Below are 19,476 nucleotides of genomic sequence, written 5' to 3' on the forward strand. Positions count from 1 at the left end.
ATCCATGAGCATCGACCAGCACGGCGACGCGACCCTGCAGGGCGTGTCGATCCGCTCGCTCCCCAAGGTCTCGCTGCACGACCACCTCGACGGCGCCGTCCGCCCGCAGACGGTGATCGAGCTGGCCGACGAGATCGGCCTCGACGTCCCGACGACCGACGCCGACGACCTCGCCGACTGGTTCGAGGAGCAGAGCGACTCGGGGTCGCTCGTGGAGTACCTGAAGACGTTCGACCTCACCACCGCGGTCATGCAGACGCGCGAGGGGCTGCGTCGGGTCGCGCGCGAGTTCGTCGAGGATCTCGCCGACGACGGCGTCGTGTACGGCGAGGTGCGCTGGGCGCCCGAGCTGCACCTGCAGCGCGGCCTCGGCCTCGCCGATGTGGTCGAGGCCGTGCAGGAGGGCATCGAGGAGGGCGAGGACGCCGTCGACGGCACCGGTCGCGACATCCGCGTCGGGCAGCTCGTCACCGCCCTGCGCAACACCGACCGCTCGATGGAGATCGCGCGTCTCGCCGTCGAGTACCGCGGCCGCGGCGCCGTGGGCTTCGACATCGCCGGCCCCGAGGACGGCTTCCCGCCGTCGCGGCACCGTGCGGCGTTCGACTACCTGGCCGCGCACTTCTTCCCGGTCACCGTGCACGCGGGCGAGGCGGCCGGGCTCGAGTCCATCCGCTCCGCGCTGCTCGACGGCCGCGCCCTGCGGCTCGGCCACGGCGTGCGCATCGCGGAGGACCTCGACGTGGTCTCGCGCGCCGGCGACGAGGTGCTCGTGCAGTTCGGCGACCTCGCCCGCTGGGTGCGCGACCGGGAGATCCCGCTCGAGCTCTCGCCCTCGTCGAACCTGCAGACCGGTGCGATCGCGACCTGGGGCACGACTCTCGCCGACCACCCCTTCGACCTGCTCTACCAGCTCGGCTTCGCGGTGACCGTGAACGTCGACAACCGCACGATGAGCCGCACGTCGCTCACGCGCGAGCTGAGCCTGCTCGCCGACGCCTTCGAGTACACGCTCGACGACCTCGAGGCGTTCCAGCTCAACGCCGCCGCCGGCGCGTTCCTGACCGTCGAGGAGCGCGAGGAGCTCATCGACATCGTGGGCGAGGGCTTCGAACGCTGACGTGCCGCCGGGCGCCGCGCCCGCGTCCGACATGGCGAACCGGCCGGCCGACGCGAGTCGGACCGGCCGGATCGTGCGTCAGAGCGCGGCCTGGCGCGCGGCGACGGCCTCCTGCACGCGCGGGAACAGCGGGTGCGACGGCTCCAGGCCGGTGACGGATGCCGTGAACGACTCGGCGTCCTCCTCGCGGATCCGCCGCTGGAGCTCCACCGACTGCTGGTCCTCCGGATCGTCGAAGGCGAGCGCGGCCGCCATCGCGCCCACGAGGGCGTCGACCGACAGGCCGCGCTCGGCGGCCTCGGCGGCGGGGCCCACGAAGCGCTCGTGGCGGGACAGCTTGCGCAGCGGCTGCCGGCCCACGCGCCACACCGTGTCGGGCAGGGCGGGGTTGCGGAAACGGTTCAGGATCGTCGCGCGGTAGGCGGCGAGCTCGCCCACGTCGAGGCCGTGCTTGGCGGCGAGGAGCGCCGAGGTCTCCTCGAGCGTCGCGGCGACCCTGGCGGCGATCGCGTCGTCGGCGAGGGCGTCCGAGATGCGCTCGATGCCCGCCTGCGCGCCGTGGTAGGCCGTGGTGGCGTGCCCCGTGTTCACCGTGAAGAGCTTGCGCTCGATGTAGGGCGCGAGGTCGTCCACGAAGTGGGCGCCGGGGATGCGCGGCGGGTCGTCGCCGAACGGCGTCCGCTCGATCGCCCACTCGAAGAACGGCTCGACGGTCACGTCGACCCCGGCGCCCTCCGGCTGACCGGGGACGATGCGGTCGACCGCGGTGTTGGCGAACACCGCGCGCGCGGCCAGGGCGTCCCACGCGTCGCCGGCCTCGGCGCGCATCTCGTCGCGCAGCAGGTCGGTCGCGTTGATCGCGTTCTCGCACGCCATGATCTGCAGCGGCGGCGACGACGGGTCGCGCAGCGCCAGCGCCGCGATCAGGGGCGGCGCGATGAAGCGCAGGATCGTCGGCCCCACGGCCGTGGTGACCACGTCGGCGCCGGCGATCTCCTCGATCAGCGCGGGTGCCTGCGTCGCGCTGTTGAGGGCGTGGAAGCCGGTGACGACCTTGTCGACGCCGCCCTCCCCGACCTCGTGCACGGTGTACGACGACACCGCGTTGATCGCGTCGACCAGGGGTGCCGCGACATCCGCGAAGGTGAGCTCGTACCCGCCCTCGTGCAGCAGCAGCCCCACGAACCCGCGGCCGATGTTGCCGGCGCCGAAGTGGACCGCCCTCATGACTCGTTCACCGTGGCGAGGAGCGAGAGCAGCTCCTCGGGCGTCTGCGCGGCCTTCAGCTTCGCCACCTCGTCGTCGTCCGAGAACAGCAGCGCGATCTGCGACAGGATCTCGAGGTGCTCGTCGCCGACCCCGGCGATGCCCATGACGAACGTCACCGGCTCGCCGCCCCAGTCGACGCCGCCGTCGTAGCGGACCACCGAGAGGGCGGAGGCGAGGATCGCCTCCTTGGTCTCGTTCGTGCCGTGCGGGATGGCCAGCTCGTTGCCCATGTAGGTGGACACCGTCGCCTCCCGCTGCCGCATCGCGTCGAAGTACGCGTCGGTGACGGCGCCCGCGGCGGCGAGGATGCCGGCGGCCTCCCTCATCGCCTCCTCCTGGGTCGCGCTGCCGGGGTGGATGCGCACCTGCTCGATGCTGAGAACCTCGCGTGCCATGTCAGTGTCCTTCCTGGTTTCCATCCTGATGCTGCCTGCGGACCAGTTCCACGACCTCGTCGTACCGCGGCGAGTTCATGAAGTTGTCCACCGACACGTGGATCGAGTCGGGCACCTGCGCCCGGGCCCGGTCGGTGAGCTGGTTCTGCGTCACGACCAGGTCGGCCGACGGGTCGAGGTTCGCGATCGCCTTGTTGACGACGGTCACCCCTTCGATGCCGGCCTTCTTGACCTTGTTGCGCAGCACGCTCGCGCCCATCGCCGACGAGCCCATGCCGGCGTCGCACGCGAAGACGATGCTCCTGACGAGCCGCTCGGTGGCGACCTGGGCTTCGGTGTTGGCCTCCGCCAGCTCGCTGCCGCCGCGCAGGCCCGCGAGGGCCTCGGACTTCTTGCCCTTGTTGGCCTCGGTCTTCGCGATCGCCGAGCTGAAGCTGTCGGTGCCCGCCTCGGCGGCCGCCAGGTCGCGCTTGCGCGAGGCCCGCAGGATCACCGCCGCGATGAGGAACGTGACGGCGGCCGAGAGCACCACCGACAGGATCACCGCGAAGTACGAGCCGTTCGCCGTCTGAGCGAGGACCGCGATGATGCTTCCCGGAGCGGCCGGAGCGCGCAGCGCCCCGCCGAGGACCATGTTCGTGGTCACACCGGTCATGCCGCCGGCGATGAGCGCGACGATGAGGACCGGCTTCATGAGCGCGAACGGGAAGTACACCTCGTGGATGCCGCCGAAGAACTGGATGATCGCCGCGCCCGGCGCCGACGCCTTGGCGGCCCCGATGCCGAAGAACGTGAACGCGAGCAGCAGCCCGACGCCCGGGCCGGGGTTCGCCTCGAGGAGGAACAGGATCGACGAGCCCTGCTCGTCGGCCTGCGCGATGCCGAGCGGCGTGAGCACGCCGTGGTTGATGGCGTTGTTCAGGAAGAACACCTTCGCCGGCTCGATGATGATGCTCGTCAGCGGCAGCAGGTTCGTCTCGACGAGCCAGTTCACCGCGTTGCCGAGGATCGTCATGAGGCCGTTGACGAGCCAGGCGACCGGGTAGAAGCCCACGATCGCCATCACGAAGCCCCAGATGCCGGCCGAGAACATGTTCACGAGCATCTCGAACCCGGCGCGGATCTTGCCGTCCCACAGCTGGTCGAGCCTCTTCATCGTGTAGGCGCCGAGCGGGCCCAGGATCATCGCTCCGATGAACATGTGCACCTGGCCGAGCTGATCGGCGCCCTCGGGCAGCGACGCGTTGAAGTTCGCGATGAGCTGGTCGGAGCCGGCGATCGCACCGAAGGTCGCGATCGAACCGACCACCGCGCCGCGCGGTCCGTAGACGAGGCTGCCGCCGGTGTAGGCGATCAGGATCGGCAGCAGGTAGTGGATCATCGGGCCGACGATCGTGGCCAGATCCGCGTTCGGGGTCCAGCCGACCGCGATGAAGAACGCGGTGAAGATGCCCCACGCGATCAGGGCGGGGATGTTCGGCATGATCATGCCGGACATGAACGTGCCGACGCGCTGGACGGCGACGCGCGCGCCGGGCTTGCGCGGCGCGTCCGTTGACGACGTTGTCATGGCTGACTCTCCTTTGCAGGGGCCGCGGGGTGCGCGGCTTCGGGTGGCGAGGCGGTGGCCTCGGCGGATTCGGGACGGTCGGCGGCGGCGTCGACGAGGTCGAGCGTCCGGGTGCCGTCGCGGTCGGAGAAGATGTCGTGCGGCAGCAGGACGACGCGGATGCCGCGGGCTGCGGCATCCCGTCGGATGTCCTCGAACGCGCCGGCCAGGTGCGGACCGAGCAGCAGCACGTCCGCGACGTCGCGCTCGACCGGCAGCGACGCCTGCGTGCCCGCCGCGGCGGTCACGGCGCGACCGCGTGCCTCGGCGGCGCGTCGGACGCGCTGCGCGACGAACGTGCTGGAGGCTCCCGCTCCGCAGACGACGAGGATCTTCATCGACCATCCCTTCTGAGGAGATTCTCAGCCTAGGCCGTGCGTCCGGTCAGGCCCCATCTGTTTCCGCGGGTCCGGAAAGCGCTCCCACCCGCCCCGGGCGCCGTCTCGCACCCGCGAGACCGGATGGAGTCTCGCGGCCGGGCACGGGACCGCAGCCGCGCGGCTGCTCGCGGGGGCGCGGCGAGCCGCCCGCGCCGGCGGGGTGCGTGGTTGACTGAAAGCGTGAGCAGAACCCGGCACGACCAGGTGATCGCGCACCTCCTGCGCGGCCGCGACTGGGTGACCGCCGCCGAGCTCGCCGGCGTCGTCGGGGTGACCCCGCGCAGTATCCGCAGCTACGTCACCGCGATCAACGCGCGCGTGCCCGCCGGCACGGCCGTCGAGTCCGGTCCGCGCGGCTACCGCGCCGGCCCGGAGGCCGCGCAGGCGCTGCACGCCGTCGCCGAGGCGCCGTCGACGCGCGACCGACTGCACCGGCTGGTGCGGGCGCTGCTCGAGTCGCCCGAGGGCATCGAGGTGTTCGACACCGCCGCGGCGTTCTTCGTCAGCCCCGCGACGCTCGAGGCCGATCTCGCGCGCGTGCGGGCGCTGCTCGGCGGCACGCAGCTGACCCTGCACCGCACCGCGTCGCGCGCCTTCCTGCGCGGACCCGAGACGGCCCAGCGGCGCCTGCTCAGCCGGCTCGCGCACGACGAGATGGAGGCGAGCGCGTTCGACCTCGCCGCGCTGCAGCGGGCCCTCGGCGCCGACGCGGTCGAGCCGGGCGCGTTCGGCCGGTTCAAGGCCGACCTCGTCGCGGGCCTGGAGGGCCTCGGATACGTCGTCAACGAGCTCAGCATCGGCGACGTCATGATGCACGTCGCGATCGCGGCCGACCGGGTCGCCCGCGAGCGCGGGCTCGACGAGGCGCCCGCGCCGGCGTCGGCGGAACGGGCGCAGATCGGGGAGCTGATCGACGAGCTGGCGCGCGAGCATCTCGGCATCCGCTTCGGCGGGGGAGACCTCGCCCAGCTCGCCGGTCTCGTGCAGACCAGGGTCGTCGCCGCCGGCACCGCCGCGCGGGCGGCGCTCATCCGCGAGCGGCTTCCGGTCGACGTCGAGACCGCGGTGCGCGACGTCGTCGCGCGCGCCGAGCAGGAGTACCTCATCGACCTCGACGACGAGGACTTCGTGCTGCGCCTGGCCCAGCACGTCGCGAACCTCCGCGAGCGCGCGCAGGAGGGCGCGTGGTCGCGCAACCCGCTGACGCGGTCGCTGAAGACCGCGTACCCGATGATCTTCGAGGTGGCCGTGTTCGTCGCCGACGGGCTGCGCGGGCTCCTCGGCCTGCCGATCCTCGACGACGAGATCGCCTACCTCGCGATGCACGTGGGCGGTCACCTGGAGCGGCACCGCAGCGAGGGCCGGCGGCTCACCGCGACGATCGTGTGCCCCGGCTACTACGAGATCCACGAGCTGCTGCACGCCCGCGTCGAGGGGTCGCTCGGCCAGGCCGTCGACGTCGTGGGCGTCGAGACGCGCGCCGACCCGGACTGGGCGTCGATCGACACCGATCTCGTGCTGACCACGATCGAGCCGCGCATCGCCGGCGACGGCATCGTGCGGATCCAGCCGTTCCTCACCGACGCCGACGTGTCGCGCGTGCAGGCCGCGGTCGCGCGCGTGCGTCGCGCGCACCGGCTGGCGCGCCTGCGCACCGAGCTGGAGCGCTACTTCGACCCCGAGGCGTTCGTCGCGCGCCTGGACGGCGCCGGTGGCGAGGACGGCGTCATCCGTCGTCTGGGCGCGCTGCTGGTCGCCCAGGGGGTCATCGACGACGAGTACGTCGAGCGGGCGATCGAGCGCGAGCGGCTGTCGTCGACCGCGTTCACCGACGCGCTCGCCGTGCCGCACGCGCTCACGATGACCGCGACGCGCACCGCGATCGCCGTCGGCATCGCCGAGCCGCCGATCGCGTGGGGCGAGGGGCACGTGCAGGTCGTCGCGATGGTCGCGTTCTCGGAGTCGGACCGCACCGCGTTCCAGACCGTGTTCGAGCAGCTGGTGGAGGTCTTCAGCGGCCACGAGGGCGTGCAGCGCATCGTGCGGCGCGCCACCACGTTCTCGGACTTCCTCGACGAGGTCGTCGCCGTCGTCGACGACTGATCCGCCCGCACGAACGTCGCAGAATCGGACCGAGTCCCGGAGGATTCGCCGGGGAACGATCCGACGTACGCGCGGTTCTCCGACGTCCGGGGCCGCGGATGCCGTCAGTACATCGCGAGCAGCAGCTCGTACAGCTCCTCGGGGGACTGCGCCGCGCGGAGCTTCTCGACGTCGTCCTCGTCCGAGAACAGCAGCGCGATGTGCGACAGCAGCTGGATGTGCTCGCCGCCCTTGCCGGCGATGCCCACGACGAAGGTGACCGGGTTGCCGTCCCAGTCGACGCCGCCGTCGTAGCGGACGAACGAGAGCGCCGAGTCGAGGATCGTGCCCTTCGTCTCGTTGAGACCGTGCGGGATCGCGAGCTCGTTGCCCATGTAGGTCGAGATCGTCGCCTCGCGCTGCTGCATCGCGTCGAAGTAGCTCGCCGTGACCGCGCCGGCCGCCTCGAGGATCTCGGCGGCCTCCTTCATCGCCTCGATGCGCGAGACGCTGCCGGCGTGGATGCGGACCTGCCCGAGGCCCAGGATGTCGCGGGTCATGTCGCACCGTCTCCCGTGTTGCGCCGCTGCTCCGAGAGGATGCGCACGACGTCGTCGTAGCCCGTCGACGACATCACGTTGTCGACCGAGATGTGCAGCGCGTCGGGCGCCTTGGCCCGGGCCTTCTCGCTGCGGCTGGCCTGCGTGATCACGAGGTCGACGGTGCGGTCGAGGTGCGAGATGGCGCGCACCGACACGTCCACGTCGGCGATGCCCGCCTTCTGCAGGCGCTTGCGCAGCACGGTCGCCCCCACGACGGCGGCCCCGACCCCCGCGTCGCACGCGAACACGACCCGGCGGATCGCGCGCGGGCCGCCGGCGGGGGCGGATGCCGCCGACCGGCGCCTGCGCACGACCAGCAGCACCGCGATCACGGCCGCGACCACCAGGACCGCGACGACCGCGACGACGATGCCGGTGGGATCACCGGCCGCCGCCTGCGCGCGGACGTCCACGAGAGGCCCCTGTGCCGCCTACTTCGCCGCCGCCGCCCGGGCCGCCGCACGCGCGGAGTCGGCCGAGTCGGCCGCGAGGGCCGCCGCGGCGATGCGCTGGGCGTCCTCGAGCGTGTGCTCCAGGAGCGTCGCGCGGACGTCGGCGAGCGCGGTCGGGGCCATCGACAGGCTCGTCGCGCCGAGGCCCACGAGCACCACCGCGAGGAGCGGGTCGGCGGCGGCCTCGCCGCAGATGCCGACGGGCTTGCCGTTCTTCTTGCCGGCCGCGCCGACCATGCCGACCAGGTGCAGCACCGCCGGGTGCCACGGATCCTGGAACGACGCCACCGAGCCGAGCAGGCGGTCGGCGGCGAGCGTGTACTGGGTGAGGTCGTTCGTGCCGATCGAGGCGAAGTCGGCGATCGCGAGCACGCGATCGGCGAGCACCGCCGACGAGGGCACCTCGACCATGACGCCGGCGGTCTTGACGCCGTACTCGCGCGCGATCGCGGTGAAGTACTCGGTCTCCTCGACCGTGGCGACCATGGGCGCCATGACCCACAGGTCGGCCTCGGTCGCGGCATCCGCCTCGGCCAGAGCGGTCAGCTGCTCGCGCAGGATGTCCTCGCTCGCCCGCAGGGCGCGAAGGCCGCGCAGGCCCAGCGCCGGGTTCTCCTCGTGCGCGTCGTTGAGGAACGCGAGCGGCTTGTCGGCGCCGGCGTCGAGCGCCCGGACCACGACCTTCTTGCCCGGGAACGCGGCCAGCAGCTCGGTGTACGCCTCGCGCTGCTGCTCGACGGTGGGCGCCTGCGACGAGCTCAGGAACAGGAACTCGGTGCGGAACAGGCCCACGCCCTCGGCACCCAGCTCGACGGCCTCGGTCGCACCGCCCGGCTTGCCGAGGTTCGCCAGCAGCGGCACGGCCGTGCCGTCGGCGAGCGCACCCGGGGTGAGGGGGGCGGATGCCGCGGACTTGCGCGCGTCGGCGCGGTGCTGCGCGCGCGCGAGCTCGTCCTCGGTCGGCTCGGTGGTGACGGTGCCGGCGGCGGCGTCGACGATGACCGTCTCGCCGTCGGTGAGCCCGGAGGCGGCGGCGACGCCGACGACCGCGACGATCGACTTCTCGCGCGCGAGGATCGCGGTGTGCGAGGTCGGGCCGCCCTCGGTCGTGATGAGGCCGAGCACCTTGTCGAGGTCGAGGAGCGCCGTGTCGGCGGGGGCGAGGTCCTTCGCGACGAGCACGAACGGGTGGCCCGGGTCGGGGACGCCGGGTGCGGGCAGGCCGCGCAGGCGCGCGATGACGCGCTGGGCGACGTCGTCGAGGTCGGCGGCGCGCTCGCCGAGGTAGCCGCCCATCGCCACGAGCATGTCGCGGAAGCTGGCGAACGCCTCGTGCACCGCGAACTCGCCGGTCTTGCCCGCCGCGACGCGGGTGGAGACCTCCTGCTCGAGCGTGGGGTCCTCGGCCATCATGGCCTGCGCCTCCAGCACGTCGCGTGCGGCGCCGCCGGCCTGCGCGCCACGGGCCTCGAGCTCGCGGGCGACGGCGGCGACCGCCTCCTTGACGCGCGCGGTCTCCTCGTCCGGAGTGCGCGTGCTGGCGACGTCCTCGGGTGCGGGCAGCGGCTCCGCCATCCGCGCGACGGGCCCCTGGGCCACGCCGAGACCGATTCCGACTCCTCGCAGTTCGCTCATGGTACTTCCTTGTCCTTGTCCGGTGGTCTTCGGGCTATGCGTCGTGGTCGGTGGTCAGCAGCTCCGCGAGCGTGTCGAGCACGTCGTCGGGGGCGTCGCCGTCCGCCGTGAGGGTCACGTAGTCGCCGAACTCGACGCCCAGGCCGATGACGCCCAGGATGCTGGCCGCGTTGACGGGCGCGCCCGCGCCCTTGGCGATCGTCACGTTCGCGCCGGAGTCCCGCGCAGCCTGGGCGAACAGCTTCGCCGGCCGGGCGTGCAGGCCATGGGACGATCCGATGCGCACGGTGCGCGAGACCTCGGTCATGCGGGTTCCTCTCCATCGATGTGCGCCGCACGGCGGCCGATGCGTCTGCACGCACCAGAGCCATTCTGGCTGGCCGGGGCCGTCCGCGACAACCGTCCGCGGCCGATCCGGGCCGACGGCATCCGTCCCGCGCCGTTCGCGCCAGCCTACGCCCTCGGTGACGCGGGCCGTGCCGCTCGACCTCCCGGGTCCGCGTCAGCCGCGCGCGAGGCGTTCGCGCAGCCCCAGCGCGACCGCCGGCCACTCGTGCGGGAGGATCGAGTACACGACGGTGTCGCGGAGGGTGCCGTCGGGGCCGAGCCGGTGGTTGCGCAGAACGCCGTCGAGGCGCGCGCCGAGCCGCTCGATCGCGGCGCGCGACTGCCGGTTGTGCCAGTGCGTGCGGAACTCGACCGCGATCGCGTCGCACGCCTCGAACGCGTGGCCGAGCAGCAGCAGCTTGGCCGCCGTGTTGACGGCGGTGCGCTGCACCGCGGGCGACAGCCACGTGTGGCCGATCTCGACGTGCCGGTTCGCCTGGTCGACGTTGCAGAACGTGGTCATGCCGACGGCGCGCCCGTCGGGCAGCACGACCGCCCACGGGTTCATGGTCCCGGCATCCCGCCAGGCGAGACGCTGTGCGATCTCGTCCGGGACGGATGCCGGGACCGACGTGTACCACGCGTGCTCGAGGCCGACCGTGGCCTCGCCGAGGTCGGCGGCGTGGTCCGGGTGGAGCGGCTCCAGCCGGACGTGGTCGTTCTCGAGCGCGATCGGTTCGGTCAGCAGCACACGCCGAGCCTACGCCGCGGCTACAGCGCCTCGACGAACCTCGCCAGCAGCGCCCCGATGACCGGTCCCGCCTGCTGGCCGGCCTCGATGACCTCCTCGTGGCTGAGCGGGGTGGTCTGGATGCCGGCGGCCAGGTTCGTGATGAGCGAGAACCCGGCGATCTCGAGGCCCGCCTGCCGGGCGGCGATCGCCTCCAGCGCCGTGGACATGCCCGCGATGTGCCCGCCGATCGCCTTGACCATCTGGATCTCGGCCGGGGTCTCGTAGTGCGGGCCGCGGAACTGGCAGTACACGCCCTCGTCGAGGGTCGGGTCGATCGTCCGGGCGAGGTCGCGCAGGCGGCGCGAGTAGAGGTCGGTGAGGTCGACGAAGTTCGCGCCCTCGATGGGGGAGTCGGCCGTCAGGTTGATGTGGTCGCTGATCAGGACCGGCTGCCCGGGGCTCCAGGAGGTCTTGAGACCGCCGGCGCCGTTGGTGAGCACCATGACCTTGGCGCCCGTGGCCGCGGCCGTGCGCACGCTGTGGACGACCCGGCGCACGCCGTGGCCCTCGTAGTAGTGCGTGCGCGCGCCGATGACGAGCACGCGCTTGCCGCCGGGGGTGAGGATGCTCCGCAGCGACCCGACGTGGCCCTCCAGCGCCGGCTTGCTGAAGCCGGTGACGTCGGTGGCCGGGATGGTCGCGGTCGTCTCGCCGATGAGCTCCGCGGCACCTCCCCAGCCGCTGCCGAGCGTGAGCGCGATGTCGTGGCTCTCGACGCCGGTGAGGCGGGCGATGTCGGCGGCGGCATCGGATGCCACGGCGAACGGGTCGGCGGCGGGGTCGTCGAGAGGGTTGCTGTAGGTGTCTGACATGGCACCACTTTAGGGAGGACGGGCATCGGGGTGCCAGCGCCGCCGGGCATCCGGGCAGAATGGGCTCATGGCAGCGAGCTTCCAGAGCAGTCAGACCGTCGCGGTGCTGGGTGGCGGACCCGGGGGCTACGAGGCCGCCCTGGCGGCGGCGCAGCTCGGCGCCGAGGTGACCCTGATCGAGCGGGCCGCGATCGGCGGTGCGGCGGTCATCACCGACGTGGTGCCCTCGAAGAGCCTCATCGCGACCGCCGACGCGGCCGTCGCGATCCGGCAGGCCGAGGAGCTCGGCGTGCAGCTGTTCGCGCGCGGGGGCGGCGGCGCGCCGCTGCGCCCCGAGGTGGCGATCAACCTGGCCGCGGTGAACCACCGCCTGCTGGCGCTGGCGCGGCAGCAGTCCGACGACCAGCGCGCCTCGCTCGTCGAGGCGGGCGTGCGCATCGTCTCCGGCCACGGTCGGCTGGCCGGGCCCCGCGAGGTCGTGGTGTCCACGAGCGAGGGCGGCACCGACTTCGAGCACGTCGAGGCCGACACGCTCGTGGTCGCGGTCGGCGCGTCGCCGCGCGAGCTCGCGAGCGCCCGGCCCGACGGCGACCGCATCCTCACGTGGACGCAGCTGTACGACATGACCTCGCTCCCCGAGCACCTGATCGTGGTGGGGTCGGGCGTCACCGGAGCCGAGTTCGCCGGCGCGTACATGAACCTCGGCGCCGCCGTGACGCTCGTCTCGAGCCGCGACCAGGTGCTCCCCGGCGAGGACAGCGACGCCGCCGTCGTGCTCGAGAACGTCTTCCGCCGCGGCGGCATGCGGGTGCTGTCGCGCACGCGCGCCGAGAGCGTCGTCAACACCGGCGACGGCGTGGTGGTGACGCTCTCCGACGGGCGCACCGTCGAGGGCAGCCACTGCCTCATGGCGGTGGGCTCGATCCCGAACACGCGCGGGATCGGGCTGGAGCAGGCCGGTGTCCAGCTGACCGACTCCGGGCACATCCAGGTGAACCGCGTCGCGCGCACCTCGGTGCCGAACGTGTACGCGGCGGGGGACTGCACGGACTTCGTGCCGCTGGCATCCGTCGCCGCGATGCAGGGACGCACCGCGGTCTTCCACGCGCTCGGCGACATCGTCATCCCGCTCGAGCGCCGACGCATCACCGCGAACATCTTCACGTCGCCCGAGATCGCCTCGGTCGGCTTCAGCGAGCAGGACGTCGTCGACGGCCGCGCGGACGGCGTCGTCTACAAGCTGCCGCTCGCCGCCAACGCGCGCGCGAAGATGATGCGCATCACCGACGGCTTCGTCAAGGTCATCGCGCGCACCGGGAGCGGCACCGTCATCGGCGCCGTGATCGTCGCGCCGCGCGCGTCGGAGCTGATCTACCCGCTCGCGATCGCGATCGAGCGCCGGCTGACCGTCGACCAGGTGTCGCGCGTGTTCGCCGTGTTCCCCTCGCTCACCGGCAGCATCACCGACGCCACGCGCGCGATGCACATCGTCAACCGCGACGGCTGAGGACGAGCCGGTGCGCGATCTCAGGCCGGACCGCCGCGAGGTCGTCGAGAAGGCCATGGCCGACGCGCGCCACGGCTCGCCCCGCGTGCTGTGCATCGTCGGAGCGTCCGGCATCGGGAAGACCTCTCACCTCCGCGCGATCCTCGCCGAGGCGGCCGGCTTCAGCGTGCTCCGCGCCGCGGCCGTCGAGACCGCGTACCGGCCGCCGTACGGGCTGCTGGAGGAGCTCGGTGTGCGCCGCACGGTCACCGACAGCGGCCGGCCGCAGAGCCGTGCCGTCGTCGCCCAGGCGCTGCGGCGCCTGATCGACGACGAGAGCCGCGACGGCCCGGTCGTCATCGCCGTCGACGACGCGCAGTGGGCCGACGCCGAGTCGCTCGACGCCCTGCGGCTCGTGCTGGAGAGCCTCTCCGGCGACCGGCTCCTCGTCGTGGTGGCCACCCGCCCGCCGGCCCCGGGCGACCGGTCGCCGTGGCACCGGCTCATGGCCGACCCCGAGGCGGTCTCGCTCATGGAGCTCGACGGCATCGACCTCGACGAGGCCGCAGCGATGGTGCACGGGCTGCACGACGACGGCGGGCGGGTCCGCGGGGAGCTCGTCGAGCGTCTCTGGCGCCACACCGACCGCAACCCCATGTACCTGCGTTCGCTGCTGTCGCAGTACCCCCTCGACGAGCTCGACGGGATGTCGCCGCTGCCGGCTCCCGCCGAGGTCGCCCGTGATCTGAACGCCCGCCTGGTGTCGATGGATCCGGACGCCGCCGCCTTCCTGCGCGCCGTCGCCGTCATCGGCTCGTCATGGGTCGATCGTCTCGACGCCGCGGCCGTCGCAGAGGTCGACGACCCGGCATCCGCCGTCGAGCTCCTCCTCGACAGCGGGCTGCTGGTCGCGCGCGGCGCCGTCGCGCTCGCCGACGTCCGGATCGTGCACGCGCTCGTGCGGGCCGCGATCTACGACTCCACGCCGGCGACCGAGCGGCGGCGCCGGCACCGGCTCGCGTCGACGCTGCTGGGGTCTCCCATGCAGCGGCTGGAGCACGAGGTCGCGGCGGCCGAGAGGCGCGACGAAGAGCTGGCGGCCCGACTGGAGGGAGTGGCCGCGAGCGCGTACGCGGAACGCGATCACCACCGCGAGGCGCAGCTGCTGCAGTGGGCGTCGCAGCTGTCTCCGGATGCCTCCGAACGCGAGCGGCGATGGCTGCAGTCGCAGATCGCGCGCGTGCACGCGCACGACACCCGGGCGGTGCGAGCGCATCTCAGCCAGATCGGCTGGTCGGGGGAGGCGCCGCTGCGCACCCTCGTGCTGGCGTGGCTGTTCATCGCCGAGAACCGCATCGCGGACGCGCGGCGCGCGCTCGACGCCCTGCCGCCGGACCTCATGGTCGGGGCCGACGTCCGGACCCGCACCGGACTGCTCGTGCTCAAGGCGTGGACGATGCTGATGTCGGGCTACCCCGCCGACGACGTCAGGGCGGTGCTGGCCACGATCCCGGCCGACGTGGGAGCCGACCCGGTGCTGCGCGGGGTCTACCAGCGCACGGCCGGCCAGGTCGCCACCCGCGACTTCGACTTCGAGCACATCCGGAACGACTTCGACGCGGTGCCGGTCGACGCGCGGCGGACGCCGATGGAGGACACGGACCGGCTGAGCTGGCGCGGCGCCGTCTACGCGCTCTGCGGCTTCTCGGCGGAGGGGCGTCGGGATCTGTCGGAGGTGGTCTCGCGCATCCGCGGCGGTCGGATCGACGCGGCCGCGGGCGTGAACCACGCGCTCTACGCGTTCGCGCTCTGGCAGAACGGCGAGTTCGAACGGGCGCGCATCGAGCTGCAGCTCTCCGCCGAGCTCGCCATCGACCGGATGAGCCCGCTGGCCGAGGCCATCCTCCCGCTGGTGCCGACCGTCCGCGGGGACTTCGCCCGCGCCGACGAGCTCCTCGCCAGGTCGGAGTCGCTGCTGCTCGACCTGCCGTGGCACGAGGCGGTCTCGGTGCTCACCCAGGCCGAGATCGTGCGTCTGCACGTCGGCGACGACGAGGCGGCCCGTGCGTCGTACCTCGCGCGCCTGAGGGCGCGATTCGGCGACGGCGTGACCGCCGTCGACAACGGCGACGGGGCGCTCTGGCACCTCCACGTGATCCTCGCGCGGATCTGGGCGGGCGAGCTCGACGGGGTCGAGCAGCACCTCGTGGCCATCGACACCGACATGATCGTGCCCGAGTGGGCGCGCTGGGCGAGGCCGTGGGTGACGGGTCTCGCTCGCGAGCGCGCCGGCGACATCGACGGCGGCCGTCGCCTGCTGACGGATGCCGTCGCCGCCCTCGACACCGAGCTGCCGCTGTACCGGGCGCACCTCCACGCCGACCTCGCGCGGATGTCGCTGCAGGCCGGAGACGCCGAGACCGCCGGACGCGCCACCGCGCACGCCACGGAGCTGTACACGAGGCTCGGGGCCGTCCCCTATCTCGCCAGGCTCGCCACGGCCGACGCGGTGGCCGCGCCCACCGATCCGCTGGCCGGACTCAGCGACCGCGAGCGCGAGGTCGCGACGCTGCTGCTGGCGGGCTTCAGCTACACGCAGATCGCCGAGGAGCTCTACGTGACGCGCAGCACGGTCTCGTTCCATCTCGGCAACATCTACGCGAAGACCGGCGTCGAATCCCGCCATCAGCTGACCCGCCTGGTGCGCGAGGCCGCACGTTGACCGGTGCCCGCCCGTGCGCCGGGGCAGGACTGTGCAGAACGGACAGTCGCCGCCCGGCCGGTCGGCCATAGCGTCGAGTCGACCGGAAAGCCCGGATCGTCACCAGCTCCGAGGAGTCCAGACATGACGCACCACTCCCGCCCCCGCCGCCTCGCCGCGTATGCGTTCGCCGCCGCCTTCGCGGTGCCGTTCGTCCTGACCGGCTGCGCCCAGACCCCGGCGCCGGAGCCCACCTCTCCGCCGGCGACGGAACCCGCCCCCGCCCCCGAGACGCCCGCCCCCACGCCCACGCCGACCCCGGCCGCGTTCACGTGCGAGGAGCTCGTGCCGGTCTCGCTGCTGCAGAGCACGTTCGGCGGCACGTTCACGCCGCAGGAGCCGCCCGCGCCCGGCGCCGGCTCCGCCGTGGACATGCTGGTGGACGCCGGCGGCACCTCGTGCGCGTGGTCGGACGACTCCGGAAACGTCGTGCTGCTGGCCGCCGGCCAGGTGGGCACCCAGGTCGTGGACGACGCCGAGGCCATGGTCTCGCGTGCCGGCGTGGAGACCGACGTGTTCGGTGCCGACCTGACCGCGTACTCCTCGGGCCAGGGCGGCACGTTGATCGACGTCTTCAGCGACATCGGGGCGTGGGTCCACACCGAGTCGGTGCTGTTCACCTCGCCCGCGGTCGCGGGGCCGGTCGTGGCGAACGTGCTGCAGGAGCTGCCGTCATGAGCCGCTCCGAGTCCGGCATCCGCCCGTTCTCGGCGGATCCCGACTTCGACTACGAGATCCGGTGCGCGCTCGGCAACGCCGCCGGGGGCGCCGGAGATCTCGGCGAGATCCTCGCCGCGGTCACCCACGTCCACAAGGGCGACCACGAGGGCTGGTACGCCGCCTGGCGAGACCTCGCCGATCGCACCCTCGCCGTGGCCGTCGCCTCGGCCGCCGGGGGCCACCGCGTGAGCGCCGCAGCGGCCTGCCTGCGCGCGAGCGCGTACTACGCGGTGGCCGTCAACGCGGTCAGCGCGCTCCCCGAGACGGACCTCCTCGCCCCCACGTTCGCGAAGCAGGAGGAGGCGTGGCGCGGGTTCATCGCGCACACGGCCGTGACGGTCGAGGAGCTCGCGATCCCGTACGAGGGCGGGGAGATGCCGGGGTGGTTCTTCCGCGCACCCTCGCCCAGTGGCGCGGCGCTCGTCGTCGTCAACGGCAGCGACGGCTCACGCGCATCGCTGTGGGCGTCGTGCGTGTCGGCGGCGTTGGAGCGCGGCTACGACGTGCTCGTCTTCGACGGCCCCGGACAGCAGTCCGAGCTGTTCGAGCGCGGCGTGCCGTTCCGGCCCGACTGGGAGAACGTGCTCACCCCCGTCTTCGACGCGGTCGCGGCGATGGAGGGAGTGGATGCCGCACGCATCGCCGTCCTCGGCATCAGTCAGGGCAGCTACTGGATGGAGCGCGCCCTCGCCTTCGACCATCGCTTCGCCGCCGCGGTGGCCGATCCGGGCCTCGTCGACGTGTCGACGTCGTGGACGGCCCATCTGCCGGGGAGCCTGCTGCGGCTCCTCGAGGCGGGCAGGACCGAGAAGTTCGACCGCGAGATGGCGCTCGGGATGAAGTTCTCGCCGGCCACGGCCCGGACCTGGCGCTTCCGGGCGCGTCCCTACGGCACGAGCGGCTACGCCGAGACGATCGAGGCGGTGCGCCGGTACACCGTCGCCGACGTCGCCGGGCGGATCACGACGCCGTTGCTCATCCTCTCTCCCGAGGCCGAGCAGTTCTGGCCCGGGCAGTCGGAGCAGCTCGCCGATCTCACATCCGGCGTCTCGACGGTGGTGCGGTTCACCGCCGCCGAGGGCGCCGGCGAGCACTGCCAGCCCTTGGCCCGCGAGCTCACCGCGCAACGCGTGTTCGACTGGCTCGACGACGCGCTCGCGCCCTGATCGTCTCGTGCGCCGCCGGACTCGGCGGACGGGAGCGGGGATGCCGCGTCCGTCCGCCCCGGCAGCGGGCGCGGGCCGTCAGGAGATGGTCATCAGGCGGTGACCGGCCGAGACCGTGGTCCCGGGGTCGGCGTCGATCGCGCTGACGACGCCGTCCTTGTGGGCCTGGATCGGCTGCTCCATCTTCATCGCCTCGAGCACCACCACGAGGTCGCCCTTGACGACCTGCTGGCCCTCGGCCACCGCGACCTTCACCACGGTCGCCTGCATCGGCGACTTCACCGCGTCGCCGGACGCGCCGGCCATCGCGGTCGAGGCGTGCGTGCGACGCGACGGCGGCACCGCCGCGGGGCGGCCCGTCTTCGCGGGGGCCTGTGCGATGCGGTCGGGGAGGCTCACCTCGATGCGCTTGCCCGAGACCTCGACCACCACGGTGTGGCGCGCCTGCGGCGCCTCGGGCGACTCGAGCTCGCCGTCCCACGGCGGGATGCCGCCTGCGAACTCGGTCTCGATCCACCGCGTGTAGATGCCGAAGCGGCCGTCCTCCGCCGTGAACGCGGGGTCGCGCACCACCTTGCGGTGGAAGGGCAGCACGGTCGGCATGCCGGAGACCTCGAACTCGTCGAGCGCGCGGCGAGAGCGCTCCAGCGCCTCGGCGCGGTCGCGCCCGGTGACGATGATCTTCCCGAGCATCGAGTCGAAGGCGCCCGAGACCGAGTCGCCGGCGGTGACGCCGGAGTCGAGCCGGATGCCGGGGCCGCCGAACGTCTTGAACACGTGGATGCGCCCGGGCTGGGGGAGGAAGCCGCGTCCCGGGTCCTCGCCGTTGATGCGGAACTCGATCGAGTGGCCGACCGGCTCGGGGTCGTCATAGTCGAGCAGGCCGCCCTCGGCGAGGCGGAACTGCTCGCGCACGAGGTCGATGCCGGTGACCTCCTCGGACACCGGGTGCTCGACCTGCAGTCGTGTGTTGACCTCGAGGAACGAGATGGTGCCGTCGGCGCCGATCAGGAACTCGCACGTGCCCGCGCCGACGTAGCCGACCTCCTTGAGGATCGCCTTCGACGCCTCGTAGAGGATCGCGTTCTGCGCGTCGGAGAGGAACGGCGCGGGCGCCTCCTCGACGAGCTTCTGGTGGCGGCGCTGCAGCGAGCAGTCGCGCGTGGAGACGACGACCACGTTGCCCGCGGCATCCGCGAGGCACTGCGTCTCGACGTGGCGCGGCTTGTCGAGGTACTTCTCGACGAAGCACTCGCCGCGGCCGAACGCCGTGATGGCCTCGCGCGTGGCGGACTCGAACAGCTCGGGCACCTCGTCGAGCGTGCGCGCGACCTTCAGACCGCGCCCGCCGCCGCCGTAGGCGGCCTTGATCGCGATGGGCAGGCCGAACTCCTCGGCGAACGCGACGACCTCGTCGGCGCCGGAGACCGGGCCGGGCGAGCCGGGGGCCAGCGGCGCGCCGACCTTCTCGGCCACGTGGCGCGCGGTGACCTTGTCGCCGAGCGCCTCGATGGCCTCGGGCGGCGGGCCGATCCAGACCAGGCCCGCGTCGATGACGGCGCGCGCGAACGTCGCGTTCTCGGCGAGGAAGCCGTAGCCGGGGTGCACGGCATCCGCCCCCGAACGTCGCGCGACGGAGAGGATCTTCTCGATGGACAGATACGTGTCGGCGCTCGTGACGCCGTCGAGGGAGTAGGCCTCGTCGGCGAGCCGGGAGTGCATCGCGTCGCGATCCTGGTCGGCGTAGACGGCGACCGAGCCCTTCCCGGAGTCTCGGGCGGCACGGATGATGCGTACGGCGATCTCGCCGCGGTTGGCGACCAGCACCTTGGCGATATCAGGCATGGATGCCAGCCTAGCGAGCACC

17 protein-coding genes are annotated in these 19,476 nt (G+C 72.9%); 6 read left to right on the forward strand and 11 right to left on the reverse strand.

Annotated elements, in window-relative coordinates; all coding sequences use genetic code 11:
* Positions 1–4 precede the first annotated feature (4 nt).
* On the forward strand, positions 5–1,120 hold the full coding sequence (locus WML84_RS00185; protein ID WP_347344133.1) for an adenosine deaminase: 1,116 nt from the start codon (positions 5–7) through the stop codon (positions 1,118–1,120).
* Positions 1,121–1,198: 78 nt separating this feature from the next.
* Here the strand turns inward: WML84_RS00185 and WML84_RS00190 are convergent, their stop codons facing one another.
* The 4 genes from WML84_RS00190 to WML84_RS00205 are packed head-to-tail and all read right to left on the reverse strand — an operon-like array spanning position 1,199 to position 4,731.
* Entirely contained in the window at positions 1,199–2,347 is a 1,149-nt protein-coding gene (locus WML84_RS00190) for a mannitol-1-phosphate 5-dehydrogenase (protein WP_347344134.1), read from the reverse strand.
* Positions 2,344–2,784 carry a PTS sugar transporter subunit IIA gene (locus WML84_RS00195; protein WP_347344135.1) on the reverse strand — a complete coding sequence of 147 codons (441 nt, stop codon included), beginning with the start codon at positions 2,782–2,784 and terminating at the stop codon, positions 2,344–2,346. The genes WML84_RS00190 and WML84_RS00195 overlap by 4 nt, the downstream gene beginning before the upstream one ends.
* A 1-nt stretch (position 2,785) precedes the next feature.
* Positions 2,786–4,354: a PTS mannitol transporter subunit IICB gene (locus tag WML84_RS00200; RefSeq protein WP_347344136.1), complete on the reverse strand. Its 1,569-nt coding sequence runs from the start codon at positions 4,352–4,354 to the stop codon at positions 2,786–2,788.
* Positions 4,351–4,731, reverse strand: a complete 381-nt coding sequence (locus WML84_RS00205; protein WP_347344137.1) for a PTS sugar transporter — start codon at positions 4,729–4,731, stop codon at positions 4,351–4,353. The genes WML84_RS00200 and WML84_RS00205 overlap by 4 nt, the downstream gene beginning before the upstream one ends.
* Positions 4,732–4,953: 222 nt before the next feature.
* On the opposite strand from WML84_RS00205, the gene WML84_RS00210 reads away from it, so the two are divergent.
* Positions 4,954–6,876: a PTS sugar transporter subunit IIA gene (locus WML84_RS00210; protein WP_347344138.1), complete on the forward strand. Its 1,923-nt coding sequence runs from the start codon at positions 4,954–4,956 to the stop codon at positions 6,874–6,876.
* Positions 6,877–6,980: 104 nt separating this feature from the next.
* Here the strand turns inward: WML84_RS00210 and WML84_RS00215 are convergent, their stop codons facing one another.
* The 6 genes from WML84_RS00215 to WML84_RS00240 form a co-directional block, all read right to left on the reverse strand.
* The gene (locus tag WML84_RS00215; protein ID WP_347344139.1) at positions 6,981–7,415 is read right to left on the reverse strand and encodes a PTS sugar transporter subunit IIA; all 435 of its coding nucleotides are present in this window, start codon (positions 7,413–7,415) and stop codon (positions 6,981–6,983) included.
* The gene (locus tag WML84_RS00220) at positions 7,412–7,870 is read right to left on the reverse strand and encodes a hypothetical protein (protein WP_347344140.1); all 459 of its coding nucleotides are present in this window, start codon (positions 7,868–7,870) and stop codon (positions 7,412–7,414) included. Before WML84_RS00220 ends, WML84_RS00215 begins: the two co-directional genes overlap by 4 nt.
* 18 nt (positions 7,871–7,888) lie before the next feature.
* Entirely contained in the window at positions 7,889–9,544 is a 1,656-nt protein-coding gene (gene ptsP / locus WML84_RS00225) for a phosphoenolpyruvate--protein phosphotransferase (protein ID WP_347344141.1), read from the reverse strand.
* Positions 9,545–9,578: 34 nt separating this feature from the next.
* Positions 9,579–9,851: an HPr family phosphocarrier protein gene (locus tag WML84_RS00230; protein WP_347344142.1), complete on the reverse strand. Its 273-nt coding sequence runs from the start codon at positions 9,849–9,851 to the stop codon at positions 9,579–9,581.
* Positions 9,852–10,046: 195 nt separating this feature from the next.
* Positions 10,047–10,622, reverse strand: a complete 576-nt coding sequence (locus WML84_RS00235; RefSeq protein WP_347344143.1) for a GNAT family protein — start codon at positions 10,620–10,622, stop codon at positions 10,047–10,049.
* A 20-nt stretch (positions 10,623–10,642) separates the two neighbouring features.
* Positions 10,643–11,476: a purine-nucleoside phosphorylase gene (locus WML84_RS00240; RefSeq protein ID WP_347344144.1), complete on the reverse strand. Its 834-nt coding sequence runs from the start codon at positions 11,474–11,476 to the stop codon at positions 10,643–10,645.
* A 67-nt stretch (positions 11,477–11,543) separates the two neighbouring features.
* Between WML84_RS00240 and WML84_RS00245 the strand changes: the two genes are divergently transcribed.
* From WML84_RS00245 to WML84_RS00260, 4 genes are all read left to right on the forward strand, one after another.
* A complete protein-coding gene (locus tag WML84_RS00245; protein WP_347344145.1) occupies positions 11,544–12,983 on the forward strand; it encodes an NAD(P)H-quinone dehydrogenase in 1,440 nt (479 codons plus the stop codon).
* Between the two features lie 10 nt (positions 12,984–12,993).
* Complete coding sequence (locus WML84_RS00250; protein ID WP_347344146.1) at positions 12,994–15,684, forward strand: AAA family ATPase; 2,691 nt, start codon at positions 12,994–12,996, stop codon at positions 15,682–15,684.
* A gap of 123 nt (positions 15,685–15,807) precedes the next feature.
* Positions 15,808–16,401 (forward strand): hypothetical protein, encoded by a 594-nt coding sequence (locus WML84_RS00255; RefSeq protein WP_347344147.1) that lies wholly within the window; start codon positions 15,808–15,810, stop codon positions 16,399–16,401.
* On the forward strand, positions 16,398–17,609 hold the full coding sequence (locus WML84_RS00260; RefSeq protein ID WP_347344148.1) for a prolyl oligopeptidase family serine peptidase: 1,212 nt from the start codon (positions 16,398–16,400) through the stop codon (positions 17,607–17,609). The genes WML84_RS00255 and WML84_RS00260 overlap by 4 nt, the downstream gene beginning before the upstream one ends.
* Before the next feature lie 78 nt (positions 17,610–17,687).
* Here the strand turns inward: WML84_RS00260 and WML84_RS00265 are convergent, their stop codons facing one another.
* Positions 17,688–19,454 carry a biotin carboxylase N-terminal domain-containing protein gene (locus WML84_RS00265; protein WP_347344149.1) on the reverse strand — a complete coding sequence of 589 codons (1,767 nt, stop codon included), beginning with the start codon at positions 19,452–19,454 and terminating at the stop codon, positions 17,688–17,690.
* Positions 19,455–19,476 lie beyond the last annotated feature (22 nt).

The organism is Microbacterium sp. (assembly GCF_039812165.1).
In the GTDB taxonomy this organism is placed as follows: domain Bacteria; phylum Actinomycetota; class Actinomycetes; order Actinomycetales; family Microbacteriaceae; genus Microbacterium.